General features: G+C 37.9%; 13 protein-coding genes, 1 tRNA gene and 6 pseudogenes. 15 read left to right on the top strand and 5 right to left on the bottom strand.

The features are described from left to right. Nucleotides 1–50 precede the first annotated feature (50 nt). On the top strand, nucleotides 51–1,007 hold the full coding sequence (locus V4B17_RS06755; protein WP_455480205.1) for an acetyl-CoA carboxylase carboxyltransferase subunit alpha: 957 nt from the start codon (nucleotides 51–53) through the stop codon (nucleotides 1,005–1,007). 38 nt (nucleotides 1,008–1,045) lie between these two features. Further along, complete coding sequence (locus V4B17_RS06750) at nucleotides 1,046–1,795, top strand: L,D-transpeptidase family protein (protein WP_455479377.1); 750 nt, start codon at nucleotides 1,046–1,048, stop codon at nucleotides 1,793–1,795. Nucleotides 1,796–2,228: 433 nt separating this feature from the next. Here the strand turns inward: V4B17_RS06750 and V4B17_RS06745 are convergent, their stop codons facing one another. The 3 genes from V4B17_RS06745 to V4B17_RS06735 all read right to left on the bottom strand — a co-directional run bounded on the left by V4B17_RS06745 (nucleotide 2,229) and on the right by V4B17_RS06735 (nucleotide 5,801). Further along, the gene (locus tag V4B17_RS06745) at nucleotides 2,229–3,296 is read right to left on the bottom strand and encodes a CobW family GTP-binding protein (protein WP_455479376.1); all 1,068 of its coding nucleotides are present in this window, start codon (nucleotides 3,294–3,296) and stop codon (nucleotides 2,229–2,231) included. Nucleotides 3,297–3,304: 8 nt separating this feature from the next. After that, nucleotides 3,305–4,402, bottom strand: a complete 1,098-nt coding sequence (locus V4B17_RS06740; protein ID WP_455479375.1) for a D-alanyl-D-alanine carboxypeptidase family protein — start codon at nucleotides 4,400–4,402, stop codon at nucleotides 3,305–3,307. A gap of 604 nt (nucleotides 4,403–5,006) precedes the next feature. Next, nucleotides 5,007–5,801, bottom strand: coding sequence for a lysophospholipid acyltransferase family protein (locus V4B17_RS06735; protein ID WP_455479374.1), 795 nt, complete (start codon nucleotides 5,799–5,801; stop codon nucleotides 5,007–5,009). Between the two features lie 131 nt (nucleotides 5,802–5,932). Between V4B17_RS06735 and thiD the strand changes: the two genes are divergently transcribed. From thiD to V4B17_RS06715, 4 genes and pseudogenes are all read left to right on the top strand, one after another. Beyond that, nucleotides 5,933–6,796 carry a bifunctional hydroxymethylpyrimidine kinase/phosphomethylpyrimidine kinase gene (gene thiD / locus V4B17_RS06730; RefSeq protein WP_455479373.1) on the top strand — a complete coding sequence of 288 codons (864 nt, stop codon included), beginning with the start codon at nucleotides 5,933–5,935 and terminating at the stop codon, nucleotides 6,794–6,796. A gap of 159 nt (nucleotides 6,797–6,955) precedes the next feature. Then, nucleotides 6,956–7,165 (top strand): annotated as a pseudogene (locus tag V4B17_RS06725) (hypothetical protein); the annotation flags it as partial. A gap of 16 nt (nucleotides 7,166–7,181) precedes the next feature. Then, nucleotides 7,182–7,388, top strand: coding sequence for a hypothetical protein (locus V4B17_RS06720; RefSeq protein WP_455479056.1), 207 nt, complete (start codon nucleotides 7,182–7,184; stop codon nucleotides 7,386–7,388). A gap of 143 nt (nucleotides 7,389–7,531) precedes the next feature. Then, nucleotides 7,532–8,330, top strand: a pseudogene (locus V4B17_RS06715) (DNA adenine methylase). 104 nt (nucleotides 8,331–8,434) lie between these two features. On the opposite strand, the gene V4B17_RS06710 reads toward V4B17_RS06715, so the two are convergent. Then, nucleotides 8,435–8,509: transfer RNA gene (locus V4B17_RS06710), tRNA-Gly, on the bottom strand. 191 nt (nucleotides 8,510–8,700) lie between these two features. Here V4B17_RS06710 and V4B17_RS06705 point away from each other — a divergent pair. The 7 genes and pseudogenes from V4B17_RS06705 (at nucleotide 8,701) to V4B17_RS06675 (ending at nucleotide 15,887) form a co-directional block, all read left to right on the top strand. After that, nucleotides 8,701–9,680 (top strand): annotated as a pseudogene (locus V4B17_RS06705) (ABC transporter substrate-binding protein). 63 nt (nucleotides 9,681–9,743) lie between these two features. After that, nucleotides 9,744–10,633 (top strand): annotated as a pseudogene (locus tag V4B17_RS06700) (ABC transporter permease). After that, a pseudogene (locus V4B17_RS06695) lies at nucleotides 10,626–11,391 on the top strand (ATP-binding cassette domain-containing protein). Before V4B17_RS06700 ends, V4B17_RS06695 begins: the two co-directional pseudogenes overlap by 8 nt. Nucleotides 11,392–11,395: 4 nt before the next feature. After that, nucleotides 11,396–12,439: a DNA polymerase III subunit delta gene (gene holA / locus V4B17_RS06690; protein ID WP_455479372.1), complete on the top strand. Its 1,044-nt coding sequence runs from the start codon at nucleotides 11,396–11,398 to the stop codon at nucleotides 12,437–12,439. A 480-nt stretch (nucleotides 12,440–12,919) separates the two neighbouring features. Continuing rightward, the gene (locus V4B17_RS06685) at nucleotides 12,920–13,849 is read left to right on the top strand and encodes a prephenate/arogenate dehydrogenase family protein (protein WP_455479371.1); all 930 of its coding nucleotides are present in this window, start codon (nucleotides 12,920–12,922) and stop codon (nucleotides 13,847–13,849) included. A 656-nt stretch (nucleotides 13,850–14,505) separates the two neighbouring features. Further along, nucleotides 14,506–15,360 (top strand): YihY/virulence factor BrkB family protein, encoded by an 855-nt coding sequence (locus tag V4B17_RS06680; protein ID WP_455479370.1) that lies wholly within the window; start codon nucleotides 14,506–14,508, stop codon nucleotides 15,358–15,360. A gap of 61 nt (nucleotides 15,361–15,421) precedes the next feature. Next, nucleotides 15,422–15,887 (top strand): annotated as a pseudogene (locus V4B17_RS06675) (DUF188 domain-containing protein). Here V4B17_RS06675 and V4B17_RS06670 read toward each other — a convergent pair. Continuing rightward, on the bottom strand, nucleotides 15,868–16,566 hold the full coding sequence (locus tag V4B17_RS06670) for a TlpA family protein disulfide reductase (protein WP_455479369.1): 699 nt from the start codon (nucleotides 16,564–16,566) through the stop codon (nucleotides 15,868–15,870). The pseudogene V4B17_RS06675 and the gene V4B17_RS06670 sit on opposite strands and share 20 nt — an antisense overlap. Before the next feature lie 33 nt (nucleotides 16,567–16,599). On the opposite strand from V4B17_RS06670, the gene argH reads away from it, so the two are divergent. Next, entirely contained in the window at nucleotides 16,600–18,000 is a 1,401-nt protein-coding gene (argH, locus tag V4B17_RS06665) for an argininosuccinate lyase (RefSeq protein ID WP_455479368.1), read from the top strand. 59 nt (nucleotides 18,001–18,059) lie between these two features. Further along, a complete protein-coding gene (gene lptM / locus V4B17_RS06660) occupies nucleotides 18,060–18,239 on the top strand; it encodes an LPS translocon maturation chaperone LptM (RefSeq protein WP_455479367.1) in 180 nt (59 codons plus the stop codon). Nucleotides 18,240–18,245 lie beyond the last annotated feature (6 nt).

The following is an 18,245-nucleotide window of genomic DNA, read 5'->3' as shown; positions in this document are numbered from 1 at the left end:
TTGTAAAACAGTTCATAAGTGCATAAATGACACAAAATAAGTTAGGTACAATGTATAATTATCTTGATTTTGAAAAACCAGTTGCTGATCTCGATGGAAAAATTCTTGAATTAAAACAAATTTCTCAAGAAGAAGGCAGTCTTGATATGAGCGATGAGATTGCGCGTCTTGAAAAACGTTCTCAAACAGCATTGCGCGATATTTATAAAAAGTTATCGCCATGGCAAAAAACACAGGTGGCTCGCCATCCAGATCGTCCCCACTTTATGGACTATGCTGCACGTTTGCTCAATGATGTTACGCCTTTGGCAGGAGATCGCAAATTTGCTGAAGATGAGGCTATTCAAGCTGGATTTGCACGCTTTAAAGGAGAGGCAATTGCCTACATAGGTCAGGAAAAAGGCTACGATACGCAAACACGTTTGCGCTATAATTTTGGCTCTGCACGTCCAGAAGGATATCGAAAAGCCGTACGTATTATGGAAATGGCTGATCGTTTTGGTTTGCCACTCCTCACTTTTGTCGATACGGCGGGTGCTTATCCTGGTGTGAGCGCTGAAGAACGCGGGCAAGCAGAAGCAATTGCTCAATCAACAGCAGCAACTTTGCGCTTAAAAATTCCTGTAGTGTCCGTTGTTATTGGAGAAGGCGGTTCAGGGGGGGCGATAGCAATTGCAGCTGCTAACAAAGTTTATATGTTGGAGCATGCAATTTACTCGGTTATTTCTCCAGAAGGGGCAGCTTCTATTTTATGGCGTGATCCAACTCGTGCGAAAGATGCTGCAATGAATATGCGTATTACCGCTCAAGATTTGTATAGGTTAAAGATTATTGATGGTATTATTCCAGAACCTTTAGGAGGAGCACATCGCAGTAAAGAAACCGTGATTGATGTAACGGGCGATGTTATTGCTGCTGCTCTAGAGTCTATGGCTGGAAAAGGTGGCGAGATTCTTAAACAAGATCGTTGGGAAAAATATCTTCAAATTGGTAGATCTCTAGCATAAGTTATTCTTTATAAAGGGATAAATTGGAGTTTTATTCGATGATATTCAACAGATTTCTCATAGTGTGTGTTTTGTTTGCAATTGGAATATTAACCGCATGCAAGGGAAGATTGCCAGCTTCTATTCGCGCTAAAGTTGAACAGCCGCTACCCCAAGAAATCCAAAATAAAATGGTTCTCTATGATGTTGATCCATATGCACCAATAATGATGCGGTTTTTCAAGGAGGAAAATGTTGCTGAAATTTGGAAGCAATCTCGTTCAGGGCCTTTTGTGCTTGTAGCTCGCTATGGAATTTGCAAATGGTCAGGGAAGCTTGGACCTAAATATAAAGAAGGAGATCTACAAACGCCAGAAGGTTTTTATACCATTACTGAAAATCAAATGAATCCTTACTCAAAATATTATCTTTCCTTTAATATAGGTTTTCCAAACCTTTATGATCGGGTGCATGGTCGTACAGGGAGCTATCTTATGGTGCATGGCTCTTGCTTTTCCGTTGGTTGTTATTCTATGGGTGATAAAAATATGGCACAGATTTATGCTTTCGCACGAGATGCTTTTAGAGGTGGACAGAGAGAATTTCAGTTACAGGCTTTTCCTTTCCGCATGACTGATACAAATATGGCGCGTCATCGCTCTGACCCTCATTATCAATTTTGGGTTATGCTTAAAGAAGGTTATGATTTCTTTGAAGAAAATCATAAGCCTCCAACGGTTGATGTTTATGAAAAACGTTACGTTTTTAATCATAGCGTTGGTCAGGTTTCAGGTGCTCTAACGCCATGAATACCATTTTATTGTAGAATGGAGCTTCTTTAGACTTGCTTTCTGCGTTTTATCTGTGACACCTTTGGATAGTGCCTTTTAGTAAGGTGATATACGGTGTGTTTACGTGTATTAAAAATATAGCATATCGTTTTATTGGATGTTTGTTTTGTGCCTCGACAAAGTATGAAAATGTATAGCTGAATAAAATATTCAGAGGGAAATATTTTCTCAGTTAACCTGTGAAATGAATCATACAAGTTATGAAAAGGTAGAATCTACTCAAGTAAAAACTAGCATGATTAAAGATCGATGAAGGATAAGAATTTTTGTCTTTTATAGTGAGGAGGGAATTAAATGATAGGCTAGTGTTTATGACGCAATGCAGTAAAGTTTGCTTGAAAGGCGCAGGTATTGTTCATCAAAGATTTTTTTCTTGAAAATTACAGGAAAATTAGAATTTGATTCCTGGAATAATCAGGGGATTTTCCAATATGGCGGTTTTATCTGCAGTATCTATTGCCGGATTGTTTAAAAAAGCATTGAAGAGCTTTTGTATTGCTTCTTTTTCAACACCATCGGAAATGATGATAAAGCGCGTTTGTGTGATTCCTTTTGGCCATGCAGAAAGTCTTATTGGTGGATGAAAAAATGTCTGTATCCCGTGTAATAAAAGTGGGCGATGCGGGTTATCACGTAATGCGATAATTGCTTTAATACGCAATAATTTTGCGCCGTAAAGATTTTTTAAAAGATCTAAAAAATCATCAAGAGTAGCGTAATCCATAAGTTCTTCACAGTCTAGTGAAAAAGCGCGTATAGTCCAGTTGTGAGCATGATTATGGAGACTAGAAGCACTCCATTGTTTAAATCGAAGCTGTGTATTTTCTTCTTTTTCATCCCAAAATACTTTATTTATTAATGAATTTGCACAGCAGTAGTCAGAGTGGGCATCTATAATTTGCGCTGTAGGATTAATTGTTTTGAGCGTATTAGAGAGTGTGTTTGAAAGTGTTTTTGAGGTAGCTATGTCTGTTTTCGTGAGGATAATTTTATCAGCAAATGCTAACTGTTTTTGTATTTCCGGATAGTGTTCAAGTATGGAGAACGTGTTTAATGTATCAAATGTCGCAAGGACAGTGCTGATAGACAATGTTTGACTTAGGAGTGGGTGGCTTAGAAGAGCTTGTAAAATAGGGGCTGGATCAGCCATCCCTGTTGTTTCGATGATAATGTGATTGAGTCGTTTGAGGTATCCTGTCTGAACGCGATTAATTAAATCTATTAATGTATCGATGAGATTGCTGCGCAAATTGCAGCACAAGCAGCCATTTGCGAGCTCGATAATCCCTTCTGTCGTTTTTTCAACAAGAAGATGGTCAATGCTTACTTCGCCGAATTCATTGATAATAACAGCGCTATCGGCCAAAAGAGGATTGTGTAGTATGCGGTTGAGCAAAGTTGTTTTGCCAGAGCCTAAAAATCCGGTAATAAGCGTGAGAGGAATGCGTTTTATTTTCATGCTTATCATTAACCGCGATTGATTGCCTTTTTTATAGGGCGATTTGCTGGTTTTTCACGCGGAATATAAAGTTTTTTTGACGGTTTTATTATGATTTTAGGTTCCTTCGGTGCACTAATGAGCTGTACTTGTAAAGGAATTACAGAAGAAGGTGAAGCAGCGATAAAAGGTGAGGTGAGGATAACTTTTCCTTGATCATCATAAGAGTTCGCATGCATTTTTATGGCTTCAGGAGTACACATTTGTTGTTTCATATCGCTTGCTTTTGTTCCTTTAGTACCATAGGGTTTTAGGGTTGCAAGTGTTAATTGAGGCGTACCTTCATGTAAAAATCCTGTCTCAAGCAATTGTGCGGCTTTTTCTTCTCTTTCACTTACATTGTTAGACCCTAAAATAACAGCAATAATTGTGCGTCTATTGCGGGTTGCTGAGGCAACAAGATTGAAGCCAGAGGCGCAAATAAAGCCAGTTTTCATGCCATCTATTCCATTAAAACGGCCAATGAGGTTATTTGAATTAGGCCGGATTTTTCGTTTGTTACCAAAATCAATGGCAGGAATAGAAAAATAATGGGCATATTGAGGAAATTCACGACGAATCTGAATCGCCAAAAGAGCAATATCGCGCGCTGTGGAGTAATTTGATGGATCTGGTAATCCACTTGCATTAGCAAAATGGGTTCCAAACATTTTTAAGCGTCGAGCTTCAGCATTCATCTTTTTTACAAAAGCTTCTTGCGAACCAGCAACTGCTTCACTCATAGCGATCGCTAAATCATTAGTGGAAGTTACCAAAGTAATACTTAATGCTGCATCAAGTGTAAGAACAGAACCTGCTCTATAACCTGATCGATGCGCAGGGGCTTTTGCTGCATATTCACTGATGGTGATGTGCTTGTTGGTCGAAATTTCCCCTCGGCTTATGGCGCGGAAAATGACATAAGCAGTCATTAATTTTGTTAAGGAGGCTGGATACCAACGCTCAAAAGCTTGATTATGCTCTAAAATACGTTCAGTTGTAACATCAACAGATATAAAAGGTTGTGCTAAAGCAAGAGAGTTTGTCAAACTCAAAATAAAAAATAAATGAGTGAAAAGTCGTTGCATTAAGTTTAAATCCAATTCCTTCTTATTAGTGATTTAGAACTGTTTTCATGTAGTACACAAAGCTTTTAAGTCTATTATGTAAAGAGAAGATGGTTAATATTATTAATAGTGTTTTCGTTTTTTTTTATGAGATAAAATTAGTACTTGTCTTTATTTTTTCCCCCACTTGTGTTCAATTTTGCAGTTTGCAAAAATCTCTGCAGCAACATCTTCTTCACAATAGATATTGTGCAATGCTTTTCCTTTTGTTTATTATGCTTATTCTTAAAGAATAATATGCTACTATGTTGCTTATCTGTGAATTTTCTTTAAAGAAATATTTTATTTTCGTACTAGTTCCGTTCGTAAATAGTGCAACATAAAATCTATGGGGCACACTATGTTTTTGTGCTTATAAAGGTACAAGCTGGTATCGCGTTCTGTTTTCTAACTTCCAATATCCTAACCTCTCTTGCATTTGAGAGTGCACATAAGAGGTATATTCATTTCTTTTTCAAATGTTTTTATGCTTCATTCCTAAAAGAGGAAAGCAAATATCTCCTGTTTTATATTCTCAATTTAATATGAAAAGTAATAAACTATCATTATAAATCACAGTATTGATTCATAATGATTTAAGTTCTTGAATCTTTTTAATAGCGCAGGGCGGCATAGGTGGAGAGCCAGGATCTTGGGCCGCTAATAAAAGCAATTCATCACAGGCTTGTTCTGTTTTTTGGATAAGTTGGTCTAGAAAATCACGTTTGCTCAAACCAGCCTCTATAGGGGGAAGAATGCGAACACGAATTGTTCCAGGATAGCGGCGAAAATTGTTGCGTGGCCAGTATAAACCAGCATTGTGCGCAATAGGAACAACTTGAAGTCCCAATTCACTGTAGAGAGCAACAATCCCTGATTTATAATCTGGTTTTTGACCTGGTTGTCGGCGTGTCCCTTCGGGAAAGATCAGAATTTGACGTCCCTGTCTCGCTTTTTCTTTAGATTTTTTTATTATGGTTTTTAAGGCCTTAATGGGCGTCGTTCGATTAATTGGGATAATTTGTGTTTTTGCCATGTACCAGCCAAAAAATGGAATCCATGTCAGTTCACGTTTTAGAATGAGAGCAGGATCGTCAAAATAGGGGATAAGACCGAATGTTTCCCATGCAGACTGATGTTTTGGAGCAATGATATAAGCTCCTTTGGGGAGATTTTCTAATCCTTCAATTTCATGATTTGTGCCTGCAATATATTTTTGTAAAAAGAGTGTGACACGCGCCCATGTTTTGGGGATAATCCACGCTTTTTTGCGTGGTATTAAAAAATAGATGGGAGCGTATAGAATCATTTGTATAAAAGTGGCTGTATAAAAAGTGAACGTAAAAAGGAGAGAACGGAGGATGAGCACTACATTTTCCATTTTATATCTACAAGAAGATTGCATATATAACGTATTTTATATGAGAAAACATCTCTCTTTATGCTTTTTCAAACATCTATTTTTTTGGGGAATTTATTTTTCGATATTTAAAAACCTAAGGAAAGAGGCTGATGAAATTACAGGTTGACCAAGATAATCTTTTTATTCCACGGATTTTATCTATTGCCGGAACCGATCCTTCTGGTGGCGCTGGAATGCAAGCAGATCTGAAAGTTTTTTCAGCTATGAAAACCTATGGCATGAGTGTAGTTACAGCTGTTGTTGCACAAAATACACAAGGTGTACGTGCTTTTCAGGCGCTGGACGCTTCTTTTATTGCTGATCAAATTGATTCTGTTTTTGAAGATATTCATGTTGATGCCGTTAAAATTGGTATGGTAGCAAATGCTCAGATTGCGCAGATTATAGCAGAGCGTCTTGCTTATTATAAAGCGCGTGTAATTGTTTTTGATCCCGTTATGGTTGCAAAAAGTGGAGATGTCCTTTTAAAACCTGACACGATTGAAATTATGCGTGACGTTCTTGTACCGATGTCAACTTTGATTACGCCGAATTTGCCTGAAGCAGCTATGTTATTGGGACGTGAAGTGCGGTGGTCGTTAAATGCTATGTATCAATATGGTCCACAGCTTTTGGCTTTAGGTTGTAATGCTGTTTTATTGAAGGGTGGACATTTGAGCACTCTTGCCAGAAAAAGTACAGTGAATCACGATTGTTCTAGTCCAGATCTTTATTGTGATTATGAAGGACTTGTTATGCTTGAAGCTTCTCGTTTCACAACTACTCATGATCACGGTACAGGTTGTACTATTTCAGCTGCAATTGCAGCTTTATTGCCTACGCAGCCTTTGGTTTGTGCAGTTAAACAAGCAAAAGATTATTTGAATGGAGCTTTATCTGCTTCAAGTGCTTTGCAAGTAGGGAAAGGTCGAGGGCCACTTCACCATTTTTATGAGTTATGGAAAAATGTGTGAAATAACTTATTATCAAAAAAGAATTTTCATTTTGCAATTTGTTTAGCTAATTGTAGCGTGACAGTTGTTTTTGTATTAAGTGGGAAGAGGTGGGATTAATTAGGAATATGTGGTAATTTATTGTTTTTATGTACAATTTTTACTATTAAATGCATGTTTTATCAAGTGGCAAAAGCCAGTGAAGTTTCCGATTTTACCAATCGTGCCATTGGCGCGGCAACCATGTTTAAGCTCACGGCACGTGAAATCGCGGCTTTTGGTACGGCAATGATTTCTTCTGGTATTGTTCCAGAAAGTGCTGCCCGTGGTTTTAACTTTATGAGTACACATATTCAGGAAGGCGGAAAGCATATTGAGGATGCTTTTACAAAAAAGGAGAGAGGCTTTGTCGTGCTGTTGGAAGTTGTTTGTTTCTGTTAGAGGTTCACCCAGAAATCATGGCCAATCAACCTTTTTTCTCTGTGGGTTTCGTGGGGAAATGAATGGACAATGGAAAGCCTCTACGGTGCCCCATCGCCATGAAAAAGCCAGCAACTATACCACAGAAATTATCCTAGAAGGACCAGAAAAGGAAAGGGGAAATAGTAAGTAATAGAGGCTTGTCTTGTTATCCAGCCAACGGGAACAGTTTATCGATAAAATTGTCCGATGCCAAAAGACATAACATTGCAGCCATTTTTTATCACTCAAAGCAATGAGAAGAAGGCACTTATGGATGGAAGAAGTTAAGAAATTATGGACACAATTTATTCAGAAACATCACAATCTGTTTTTGCTGTGACACCAGCAGCTGTTTATGTTTGTGGCAAGGGAATATTGGCCAAAATCCTTGTCAAAATTTTGAATAGATTCCGCACAATGCTTATGCTGAACTTTTATTGGAATGGGAGGAATTTTCTTTAGGAGAACATTGATACCAGTTGTGGAAATCATCCCTGATCGCTCAGGGGAGATGTGATCAATTTTTTCAGAGTTTTGCAACGCCATTATCGGCCTTTTATGGATATGCTAAAGTTCCAAATCAGCATCCGTTAGGCATTTCAACGTCTCTCACGGCAAGAGCAAAAGGATTTAACCGATTTAGAGCGTGTTGTTCGGTTTTTGTATTTGCAACGGTCAAGTTTTAGCGGCAAGGTGGTAAAGCGCACATTTGGCGTTGAAACGAGCTGTGGTGCACGGTTTAATTATTTTAAGGTTGAAGCGTCATTAGAGCTTCTTTGCCAGCGCTTGGCAAGGGTTGCGATTGAAAATACAGATTGGTCAGACTTTATTCTTCGCTATGATAAATAAAACGTTTTGTTTTACCTTGATCCGCCTTATTGGGGTGCTGAGAATTACTATGGAAAGGATTTGTTTAAACGAGAAGATTATCAGGTGATGGCTACGATTCTTGCGTATTTCTTTAAATGACGTACCAAAAATTCGGAAAACCTTTAGTCAATTTCATATAAAAGAGGTCACCACATCTTATTTATGTGGCAGCTCAAATAATGCTATTGCTAAAGAACTGATCATCACAAATTGCGATTTTTAATAGAAAAAAGACTCTTTGAAAGGCCTGTGAAGATCCTTTAAAGCCACCTTGAAAACCCTGTGAAAAAATAAATCTGTACAAAACGAGGCAGCAAGCTACACACATGGAGCGGGCGATGGGATTCGAACCCACGACCCCAACCTTGGCAAGGTTGTGCTCTACCCCTGAGCTACACCCGCTCACCGATTTGAAACGTATTCTGCTTCAGATGCTGTTTGTATGGCGTAGGATTTTGAGAATTGCAACAAAAAAATAACATTCCAGTGTGAATTATTTTTCAATATTAAAAAAATGGAAATAAAGATTAATTTTGAAAATGCTCTTCAATAGATTTTTTTGCGCTATTGTTGCAAATTTAAGCAGAGCAACAATGTTTAGAGTGATGGGGTTTAAAGTAGCGGGTGTGTGTTTTGCTGCTGTAGCTATTTTTATGATGAACAGCTTTGCAAAAACAACAGAGAAAGTTAAAGTGGTGATTACATAGACCATATTGCATCTTGCTGCAGATAAAGTACACAAAGGTGTAGAGGATGCGCTGGCGAAAAGTGGTTATAATTAGAGATTGAAAATTTAAAACTCATTTTATTTATCGGTGCGGGACAATATTTCTATAGCAACACAGATTGTACGTAAATTTGCTGGTGATAAACCTGATGTGATTATTGCAATTAGCGCATCTCCAGCACAGATGGTGCTTGCAGCAATGAAAACAATTCCTATTGTTTTGCTGCAATTTCTAATCCTATAGGAGAAAAAATAATTTCTTCTATTACCAAGATCGGTGGCAATGTGACAGGAACTTCTTGTCGTATAGGTATTGCGCAAAGTCTTAGAATTTTAAAGGAAGTGAAACTAAATTTGAAAAAAACTGGTTATTTTTATAATGGCTATGAAGCCAATTCTGCTTAAACATTGAAAATGTTAAAAGATGTAGCAAACGAAGTTGGAATTGAAGTCGTTCCTTCATTGGCACCTAAGCCTTCTGATATTTAGATGGCAATGCGGGCTTTAATTGGTAAAGTGGATGCCGTTTTATTTATCGCTGATAATACGGTTCTTTCTGTTTTAGAGGGGACAGCAAAAGTTCACGGGAAGTAAAATTCCTTTATGTCCTGTCGGTTCTGATTCTGTGGAAAGGGGTTCTCTTATGATGCAGGGTATAAATTTCTATGACGTGGGGGGTTAAGATTGGAAATTGGTTATGCATATTCTAAAAGGTGAAAAACCTAGTGATATTGATTCTGTACAGGCGGCTAGTAATGGTATCCGTATTGATATAAAAGCAGCTAAAAAGCTGGTATTGTTATTCCGCAGGCAGTTGTTGAATGCGCGACAAAGATTATTCAATAAGCTTCCATAAACATGATGCTGATATGGTAAAAGCACTTAATTTTTCATGAGAGTGTTCTTTGGGTGAATATATTTGCATTTTCTTGTGCTGTAGAGTTAGGTCTTATTTATGCGTTTGTTGCAATTGAAGTTTATCTTTCGTTGCGCATTTTAGATTTTCCTAATTTAACTGTTGATGGTTTGTTTCTTCTTGGATCATGTGTTTGTGGTGTTTTGGTTCTTTTATGTTTAAATGCATGGACTGCTATGGTGTGTACTTTTTGCGCAGATATGGTAATTGGTTTAGTAATAGATTTGCTGAATTTGCATTTTGGTATTTTAAATATTTTGGCTTTAATTTTAACAATATCAGCGCCTTATACAGTTAACTTTCGTATTATGGGGATGATCTAATATTAATTAAGCACTTACTGATACTGCTTTAATCCCCTTTCATGATGTATTTGGCTTTCTTGATATTTTTTGTGCGTACTCTTTTTGTTGGTCTTGTATTACTGGTTGTAGCATTTTTGATTTGGCGCTTTTTAGAAAGTGAGATGGGGTTTGCTATATGCGCAATGGGAAAAAATCCGCGTATGGCTACAGCACAGGAGGGCATACATCGGCATTAATTTATTTTTGCATGAAGCTTTCAAATGTGTGTGTTGTGCTTGGAGGTTCTCTTCATATTCAAACCGCGGTTGCTATTGGTATTTCCGGTGGAGTTGGTGCGGTTGTTTTCAGTTTTGTCTTGTTATTATTGGTGAAACATTACTTCATATGTGCAATATTTTTTTGATTATTGTTGCCTGTGTTATTGGGTTTGTTCTTTACCGTGTTGCAGTGCAGTTTGCATTTGAAGCACAAGGAATTGGCATTGATACATCAACGGATCTTCAGCTGATCACAGCGCTTTTAGTGGTTTTAATCCTTGCTGTATCACGCCATTGGGAGGGAGGCATAAACATGGTTGAATTCTCTCATGTTGGAGTTATTTTTAAACTATAAAACACCTTTGGAAAAAAGGCTTTGATTGATATCAATCTCAAGATTAATCGGAGTAGTTTCGTTACCATTATTGGGTCAAATTGTGTTGGGAAATCAACTTTACTTAGTATTTTAGCGGACGTAATTCTTCTTACGACAGGAAGGGCAGTTGTCAATGGGAAAAATGTTTCTAGGCAATTGGTTAGGTGAACACGCTGGGAAAGTTGCTTGTGTTTTTCAAGATTTGTCGGTGGGAAGTTGTGGTTCTTTAACAATTGAAGAAAACTTAGCTTTTGCAGCTCTTTGTAAGAGTCTACGTGGTTTGAATTCTGCTTTAAATTATAAAGAGCGGAAATTTTTTCGTGAGGAAATTGCCAAATTAAGCATTGGTCTTTAGGCGTGTTTTATAATCCTATGGACGGTTTGTCGGAAGGGTAATGTCAAGCGGTTTATCTTGTTATGGCTGTTTTAGCAAATGCGGATGTTTTATTGCTTGATGGGCATATCTCAGCATTAGATCCAAGAGCGGTTGATTTTGTTATGAAATTGACAGAAAAAATTGTTGAAGGGAAAAAATTAATAACTATTATGGTGACGTGTCCTATGCGTCAAGCTTTTTGATGGTGCATGGGGGAAGTGGTTTTGTATGCGTGTCAAGAAGAACGTAAAAGATTAGATTGATCTCATAGGCATGTTCCAGAGGGTTTGTGGTGAAGTTCTTGATGATGAATTCTTGATGGATTAATATTTTGGCTCAGAAAAAAGCGCACGAGGTTGATCACTTTCTAACGCGTTTTTCGCGTGCTTTTCCTATTGTTCTCATTTATGGTCCTGATCGTGGTCTTGTTTGCGAGCGTGTACAGCGTTTTATTAAGTGCACGAAGATAGATGTAGAAGATCCTTTTTCCACTGTTCGTCTTGATGCGGCTGAGATTGATAAAGATCCTGCACGATTGGGGAATGAAGCGCGAACTTTGTCGCTTTTTGGTGGTGATCGTTTGATATGGGTGTCTAATGGTGCTAATCAAAAAAACTTTCTTACAGCTTTGAAGCTTTTAATTAAAGAACCACCAGAAAAAAGCTTTATTCTCATTGAGGCAGGGGATCTCAAAAAAGGGACAGGGTTGCGTAATGTTATTGAGCCGGTATCAGTAGCGATGGCTTTACCTTGTTTTGCGGACGATATTTGTGCTCTTGATACATTAATTGATGAAGTCTTGGGTCATTTTAAAATGACTCTTTCTTTGGATGCGCGTAGGTGGTTGCTCCATCATTTGGGAGGGGATCATCTTGTTTCGCGTGGTGAATTGGAAAAACTCTGCCTTTATGCTTTGGGGAAAACGCATATTGTTCTTGAAGATGTAAAAGCTGTGGTAAGTGATGTGAGTGCGATTTCTCAAGATGAGGTGATTGATGCTATTTTACTGGGAGATGTGCAAAATTTTGAAGCACACTTTAACCGATATAAAAGTATACCAAGTGCACTTTTTTTTATTTTGAGTGCTGCACAAAGGCATTTTCAGCAATTACAGCTTTTGCGTTATAAAGTGGATGTTGAAAGTAAAAGCGCTCGTACAGCGATTTCTCAAGCACAGCCACCAATTTTTTTTCAACGGAAAAAAACCGTTGAACGTGCCTTGAGCTATTGGGGGGAAGAACAAATTTTTTATGCAATGGAACGAATCCAGCGTGCTGTTTTAGATAGCCGTAAAAATCCGCTTTTGGGTGAGGCTATCATTCGTCAAGCTTTGTTAGGGCTGGCAATTTTTGCACGACGTCGAATGGTGGCTTAAAATATTAAGCTCTATTGGGAGCATGTTTATTTAAAAATCACGAAAGTTTTACAAAATGAATTTTCTCCTTATGATTGTTTGTTTTTCATGTTTTGCGCATTTGATAAAAGACTAACATCATTTTTATTGATTGCTTTGCCCAATAAAAAGGATTTTAAAGGCATTGTTATTATCAAATTTTCTTTTTTGATAGAGCGAGTTTGCATCATATTTGCTTGATTTATGAGATCAGATGAGTGGGGGATTTTATAAAATTACAACATTTTTTCTTTACGTTTTTTTGCAAATAGAGGCATTACTCCAAATAAAAATGATCTGCGAATGGTTAGCACAGATGATCAATGGATGGCGCATGATTTAATGTTTCATTTTCTTTTGTCTGTTGTGGTTTTTTAAATGTTTGATACATAATTCTTGAACAAATAGACTGGCATATTTTGTGCTTTGTTGTCGTTTTCAAAGAGTTTTTAAAGGTGAAAGATGCTCCATCAGTTTGAAAAAATAGCACTCATTGGGATCGGTCTCATTGGCTCTTCTTTAGCAAGAGTGATTAAAAAGAAAAATCTTGCTGCTCAAATTTCTATTGCAACGCGTCGGAAAGAAACATTGAAAAGGGCGCGCGAATTAGAACTTGGGAATTTTTATACAACGAATAATGCAGAAGCTGTTGAAGGAGCAGATTTGGTTATTGTTTCTGTTCCTGTTGGAGCAAGTGCGGAGATAGCAAAAACTATTCGTGACCATTTAAAACCAGGGGCGATTGTGAGTGATGTTGGATCTACAAAAGCGTTGGTGATTGCAGAAATGGCACCTTTATTGCCAAAAACAGTTCATTTTATCCCAGGACATCCAATTGCTGGAACGGAATATTCTGGGCCAGATGCTGGATTTGCTGATTTGTTTATAAATCGCTGGTGTATTTTAACACCTTCTGCTGAAAGTGATGCTGTGGCTATAGCGCAATTGACAGCATTTTGGGAAGCTTGTGGCGCGCGCGTCGAAAAGATGGATCCTAAGCATCATGATCTCGTTTTGGCTATAGTTTCGCATTTGCCCCATTTGATTGCTTATAATACTGTTGGGACGGCCAGTGATTTAGAAAAGGTGACAAATTCGGAAGTTATTGCTTATTCCGCTTCAGGTTTTCGTGATTTTACTCGTTTGGCATCTTCTGATCCTGTTATGTGGCGAGATATTTGTTTGCATAATAAGGATGCCATTTTAGAAATGTTGAGTCGTTTTGGTGAAGGGCTTGCTTCTTTAGAACGAGCAATTCGTGTAGGGGATGGTGAGACACTGTTTAACTTTTTTGCGCGTATGCGTGCTGTGCGCCGCAGTATTATTGCTGCGGGACAAGAAATTGATGCCCCTGATTTTGGGCGTCATAGTGTTTCTAAAGAAGGTATCTAAAAATGAGATTTTTTGTTAAACTTCACGGGTTGTTTTAGGAATCCATAAGAAATTTTCTTCCTTTTTATTTTAAGTTGTGGATTGTTATGAATAAGGTGGGCGGTTGTCCGGATGTAGATAGCTATGGTTTAAAAATTTTAATGGGTACAAGATTATCATTTGTAGCTCTGTGTGGCATATGACGTGCAAAAAAACTACTATCTCCTATAGGAGATATCAAAAAATAAGTAGTTGTAGATATTTTTATAATGTATTGCTTTATGTTTTTATACAAGGGTTGTTTCTGGATAGTCTTGTGTGGTGTATTTGTGCTTAGATTGCTTGCCGGCTGTGGTTGACATAATCTGAGATCAAAAAAATCATTTGGTGTATATCTAAGCCTGCAATAAAAATTGCAAATTGCTTTGTGTCAGTTTATGTAGGCGTACATATCTTGTTTTATCAACAATATCGACGATTGATAGGTACTGATCTTTATCGTATTTAGCTCTTGATGAGCAAAATTTGTTTGTTTATCCTTTTCAGTCTTGGCACAGAATTGGGCTTGATCGTGTTGATCATTGTCCTTTATATAGAAATATTTTCTCTTAGAGTTTTGATGATTTTTATAAAGTTTCGATAAATTAAGGAAGAATGTTACCAGAAAGTATTAAGATTTGTTGGGAAATGTCTTTTGGTATAGCTATCGTATTCTTGTTGATGCAGTAAGCCACTATTGGCGCGATAATGGGAGTGCTTTTGCAAGTCATGTCGCGTTGTCAGGGCTCTTAGCGTTTTTCCCTTTTTTTATTTTTGGGACATCTCTTGCTAGTTTTGTTGGTGCTTTTACATATACGCCGCAAAAAATTAAAGCGCTTGTGCAATTGTTGCCAGATGTCATTGCAGAACCTTTATCTAAGGAAATTATTAATGTTTTAACCATTCAGCGAGGGGGAGTGTTAACGGTTTCTGTTATTGGAGCAGCCTATTTTGCCTCTAATGGGATAGAAGCTTTACGTACGGCCTTAAATAACGCTTATCGTGTTGTTGATCGACGTAGTTTGTTGTTTTGTCGTTTTCAAAGTTTGTTTTTTGTTGTCATTGGAGCTATTGGTCTTGTCGTAATCAGTTTTTTGTTGATTTTGACACCTTTGCTGATCAAAATTACACAACATTATTCTTTTTTTATTACCGAATATATTGCTATCATTCGTTTATGGCGCTACATAATCGCGGCGGCTGTTTTGTTTGTAAGTCTTGTAGTTGTTCATAAATGGTTACCAGCAGAGCGACGAAAATTTATAGATATTTTGCCAGGAATTGTGGTGACAATGTCGGTGTGGTTTATAGCTTCTATTGCTTTTGCACAGTATTTAACGATGTTTGATTATATTTCTACTTATGCGGGGTTGGCATCTATTATGGTTGCCATTATTTTTCTTTACTTGTTAAGCGCAATTTTTATTTTGGGAGGTGAAATAAACGCGGCGATAATGTTTTATCGCAATCATTTGCAACACTTAGATGAATGAAAAAACCTGTTGCTCGTGTGAAGGTTAAAAGACGAATACACGAATAAAACGTGCTGTTGCTTTGTTGGTTGATGCTGATGCGTGTTCTATAAATCTTGAAACTTATCGTGTTATGAGTCATTATAAACTTAAAGCATTTGTTGTGGCAGATCGTTTTTTGTTTCTCTTAGATGAAGATCTTCTTGAAAGGGTAATTGTTGCTAAAAGTTTTGATTGTGCAGATGATTGGATTGTAGAGCATGTGCACGGGGTTGGTATTGTTATCACAAGTGATATCCCTTTAGCAGCACGGATTTGTGTGCGGGTGAGGTTTTTTTTCGCCAACGGGGCGTAGCTTTGATGCAAGCTCAATCGGTCAGGATTTGGCGATGCGCAATTTTATGGAAAAATTGCGAGGACATGGTAAAACAACAGGTGACTCTCGTCATTTTTGCCGCGAAGGCTGTTTTGCTTTTTTATCAGCACTGGATTTAGCCATGCAACGTTTAAAAAGGTGCGGTTGTTGGCTTATTGTGCTTCCTTTATGATAGCTTTTATAAAATCTTTTGCATCGTCATTGGCCCATGGTGCTGCACCGTTGAATGAAGCAATGAGATGGCCATTTTTATCAATCAGAAATGTGCTGGGCAGCCCTAAAGCGAGTCCTTGTTTTCTAAGGCTGTTGAAAATATTCATTGTTTCATCGCGGTAGTAAAACAGGTTATCAGCATGAGCATCGTGTAAAAATTTCTGAATTTTTTCAGGAGAAGCAGTTTTATCAATATTGATGGCTATGACATCGAAATTTTTTCCACCCATTTCACGTTTTAATTGCGCTAGTTCTGGCATTTCCGCACGGCATGGTTTGCACCACATGGCCCACAGATTTATAAGTATTGGTTTTCCAGTAAATTCAGCAAGGTTATGGTCTTTTTCTTGAATATCTTTAAAAGAAAGTTGCTTCATGTCATAGGGAATATCGGCGAATCGCATATGGGTAAAAAAGCCTTTTGCTGCTTTTTGAATTGCCGTCATTTTTTCCGTTTGGGTTTTGTCAGTATTTGTTTCTTGTGCATTTGCTGCTGAAATGAAATTGAAAAAGAAAGACTCTCTCTTGTTGTTATGATTTGTTGTTGCGTATAAACTCAAGGCAATGATAAACGATGCGAGGAAGAATAGCCTATTTTTATTGTTATTTTTTCGGCTAATAAAGATTTGAAGAAACATAATTTTTGTCCTTTTAATGGGTGTTTTTAGGGTATGACCAATGAAAAATTAAAGAACCAAATGTGGGGTGGCCGATTTGTAGCGGGATCTGCGGCAATTATGGAAGAAATCAACACCTCAATTGATTTTGATCAGAAACTTTATCGGCAAGATATTGAAGGCTCGCTTTCTCATGTGGCGATGTTAGCGCAAAAAAAGATCATTTCACAATCAGATTATGAAAAAATTGTTTATGGTTTAAAGCTTATCCGCAAAGAAATTGAAGATGGCACATTTGTTTTTTCACGAAAACTTGAAGATATTCATATGAATATTGAAGCGCGACTAAGGGAATTGATTGGTTCTGTAGCAGGACGTTTGCATACGGCTCGTTCACGCAATGATCAGGTTGCTGTTGATTTTCGTTTGTGGGTGCGTGAAGCAACGCAGAAAACAGCGCAAGCTTTAAAAGGATTGATAGAGCAATTGCTTATTCGAGCAGAACAACACGTTGATACCTTTATGCCAGGCTTTACGCATTTACAATCAGCACAACCCGTAACATTTGCCCATCATATGATGGCCTATGTTGAAATGTTTGGTCGGGATTTATCCAGAATGCGTGATGCGGTTGAGCGCATGAATGAATCGCCTTTAGGTGCTGCAGCTTTAGCTGGTACAAGCTTTCCGATTGATCGTTTTATGACGGCAAAAGCATTAGGTTTTCGTGAACCGACACGCAATTCGATTGATAGTGTTTCGGATCGTGATTTTGCGTTGGAATTTTTAAGTGCAGGTGCTCTTTGTGCAACACATCTTTCGCGTTTAGCAGAAGAAATTGTTCTTTGGTCAAGTGCGCAATTTCATTTTATTCGTTTATCGGATGCTTTTTCAACTGGTTCATCCATTATGCCACAAAAGAGAAATCCTGATGCTGCGGAACTTGTGCGTGCCAAAGTGGGACGACTGAATGGTGCATTGATGGGTCTGTTAACAGTGATGAAAGGATTACCCCTTGCCTATTCGAAGGATATGCAAGAAGACAAAGAATATGTGTTTGATGGAGCTTTGAGTCTAGAATTATCGCTGGCAGCAATGACAGGAATTATTAGTGATTTGCAAGTCAATAAAGAAGCTATGAAACAAGCTGCTGATTCCGGTTATGCAACTGCAACTGATTTTGCCGATTGGCTTGTGCGTGAATTAGGGATTCCTTTTCGTGAAGCACACCATATTACTGGACGTGCTGTGGCATTAGCAGAAAAAAAACAATGTAGTTTGAATGAGTTATCATTGATTGAACTTCAAATAATATGTCCAGATATTAATGCAGGACTTTTTGATGTTTTGACGGTTGAAAAATCTGTTAAAAGCCGTAAAAGTTTTGGCGGAACGGCGCCTTCAGAAGTGCTTTGTCAAATTGCCTATTGGAAAGAACGCCTTGTAACCGCCTGAGTGATTTGATTTCAAACGCGGATAATAAAGAAAAATACCGGTAGGGAGGAAAAGGGCGTATGAAGATCATTTTTAAGAATTTAACAATTGCCCTTTTGGCGAGCGTTATTATTGTTGGATGTGGGCATAGAGGGGCATTAGAATTGCCTCCTTCAGCGTTGGTGAATTCTTCGCAAGGGACATTTGTTCCTCAAGGTAAAACAGATGAACCATTTATTCTTGATCGGTTGATACAATAGGGATTT

Source organism: Bartonella sp. B23 (assembly GCF_053793815.1).
This window is presented reverse-complemented; position numbering and strand designations above follow the sequence as displayed.

Bases quoted from the DNA above. Each gene is read 5' to 3' on its own strand.
- argH (WP_455479368.1), top strand. From the start codon at position 16,600: ATGACCAATGAAAAATTAAAGAACCAAATGTGGGGTGGCCGATTTGTA.
- V4B17_RS06735 (WP_455479374.1), bottom strand. From the start codon at position 5,801: ATGGAAAATGTAGTGCTCATCCTCCGTTCTCTCCTTTTTACGTTCACT.
- V4B17_RS06750 (WP_455479377.1), top strand. From the start codon at position 1,046: ATGATATTCAACAGATTTCTCATAGTGTGTGTTTTGTTTGCAATTGGA.
- thiD (WP_455479373.1), top strand. From the start codon at position 5,933: ATGAAATTACAGGTTGACCAAGATAATCTTTTTATTCCACGGATTTTA.
- V4B17_RS06670 (WP_455479369.1), bottom strand. From the start codon at position 16,566: ATGTTTCTTCAAATCTTTATTAGCCGAAAAAATAACAATAAAAATAGG.
- V4B17_RS06755 (WP_455480205.1), top strand. From the start codon at position 51: ATGTATAATTATCTTGATTTTGAAAAACCAGTTGCTGATCTCGATGGA.
- V4B17_RS06745 (WP_455479376.1), bottom strand. From the start codon at position 3,296: ATGAAAATAAAACGCATTCCTCTCACGCTTATTACCGGATTTTTAGGC.
- V4B17_RS06740 (WP_455479375.1), bottom strand. From the start codon at position 4,402: ATGCAACGACTTTTCACTCATTTATTTTTTATTTTGAGTTTGACAAAC.
- lptM (WP_455479367.1), top strand. From the start codon at position 18,060: ATGAAGATCATTTTTAAGAATTTAACAATTGCCCTTTTGGCGAGCGTT.
- V4B17_RS06685 (WP_455479371.1), top strand. From the start codon at position 12,920: ATGCTCCATCAGTTTGAAAAAATAGCACTCATTGGGATCGGTCTCATT.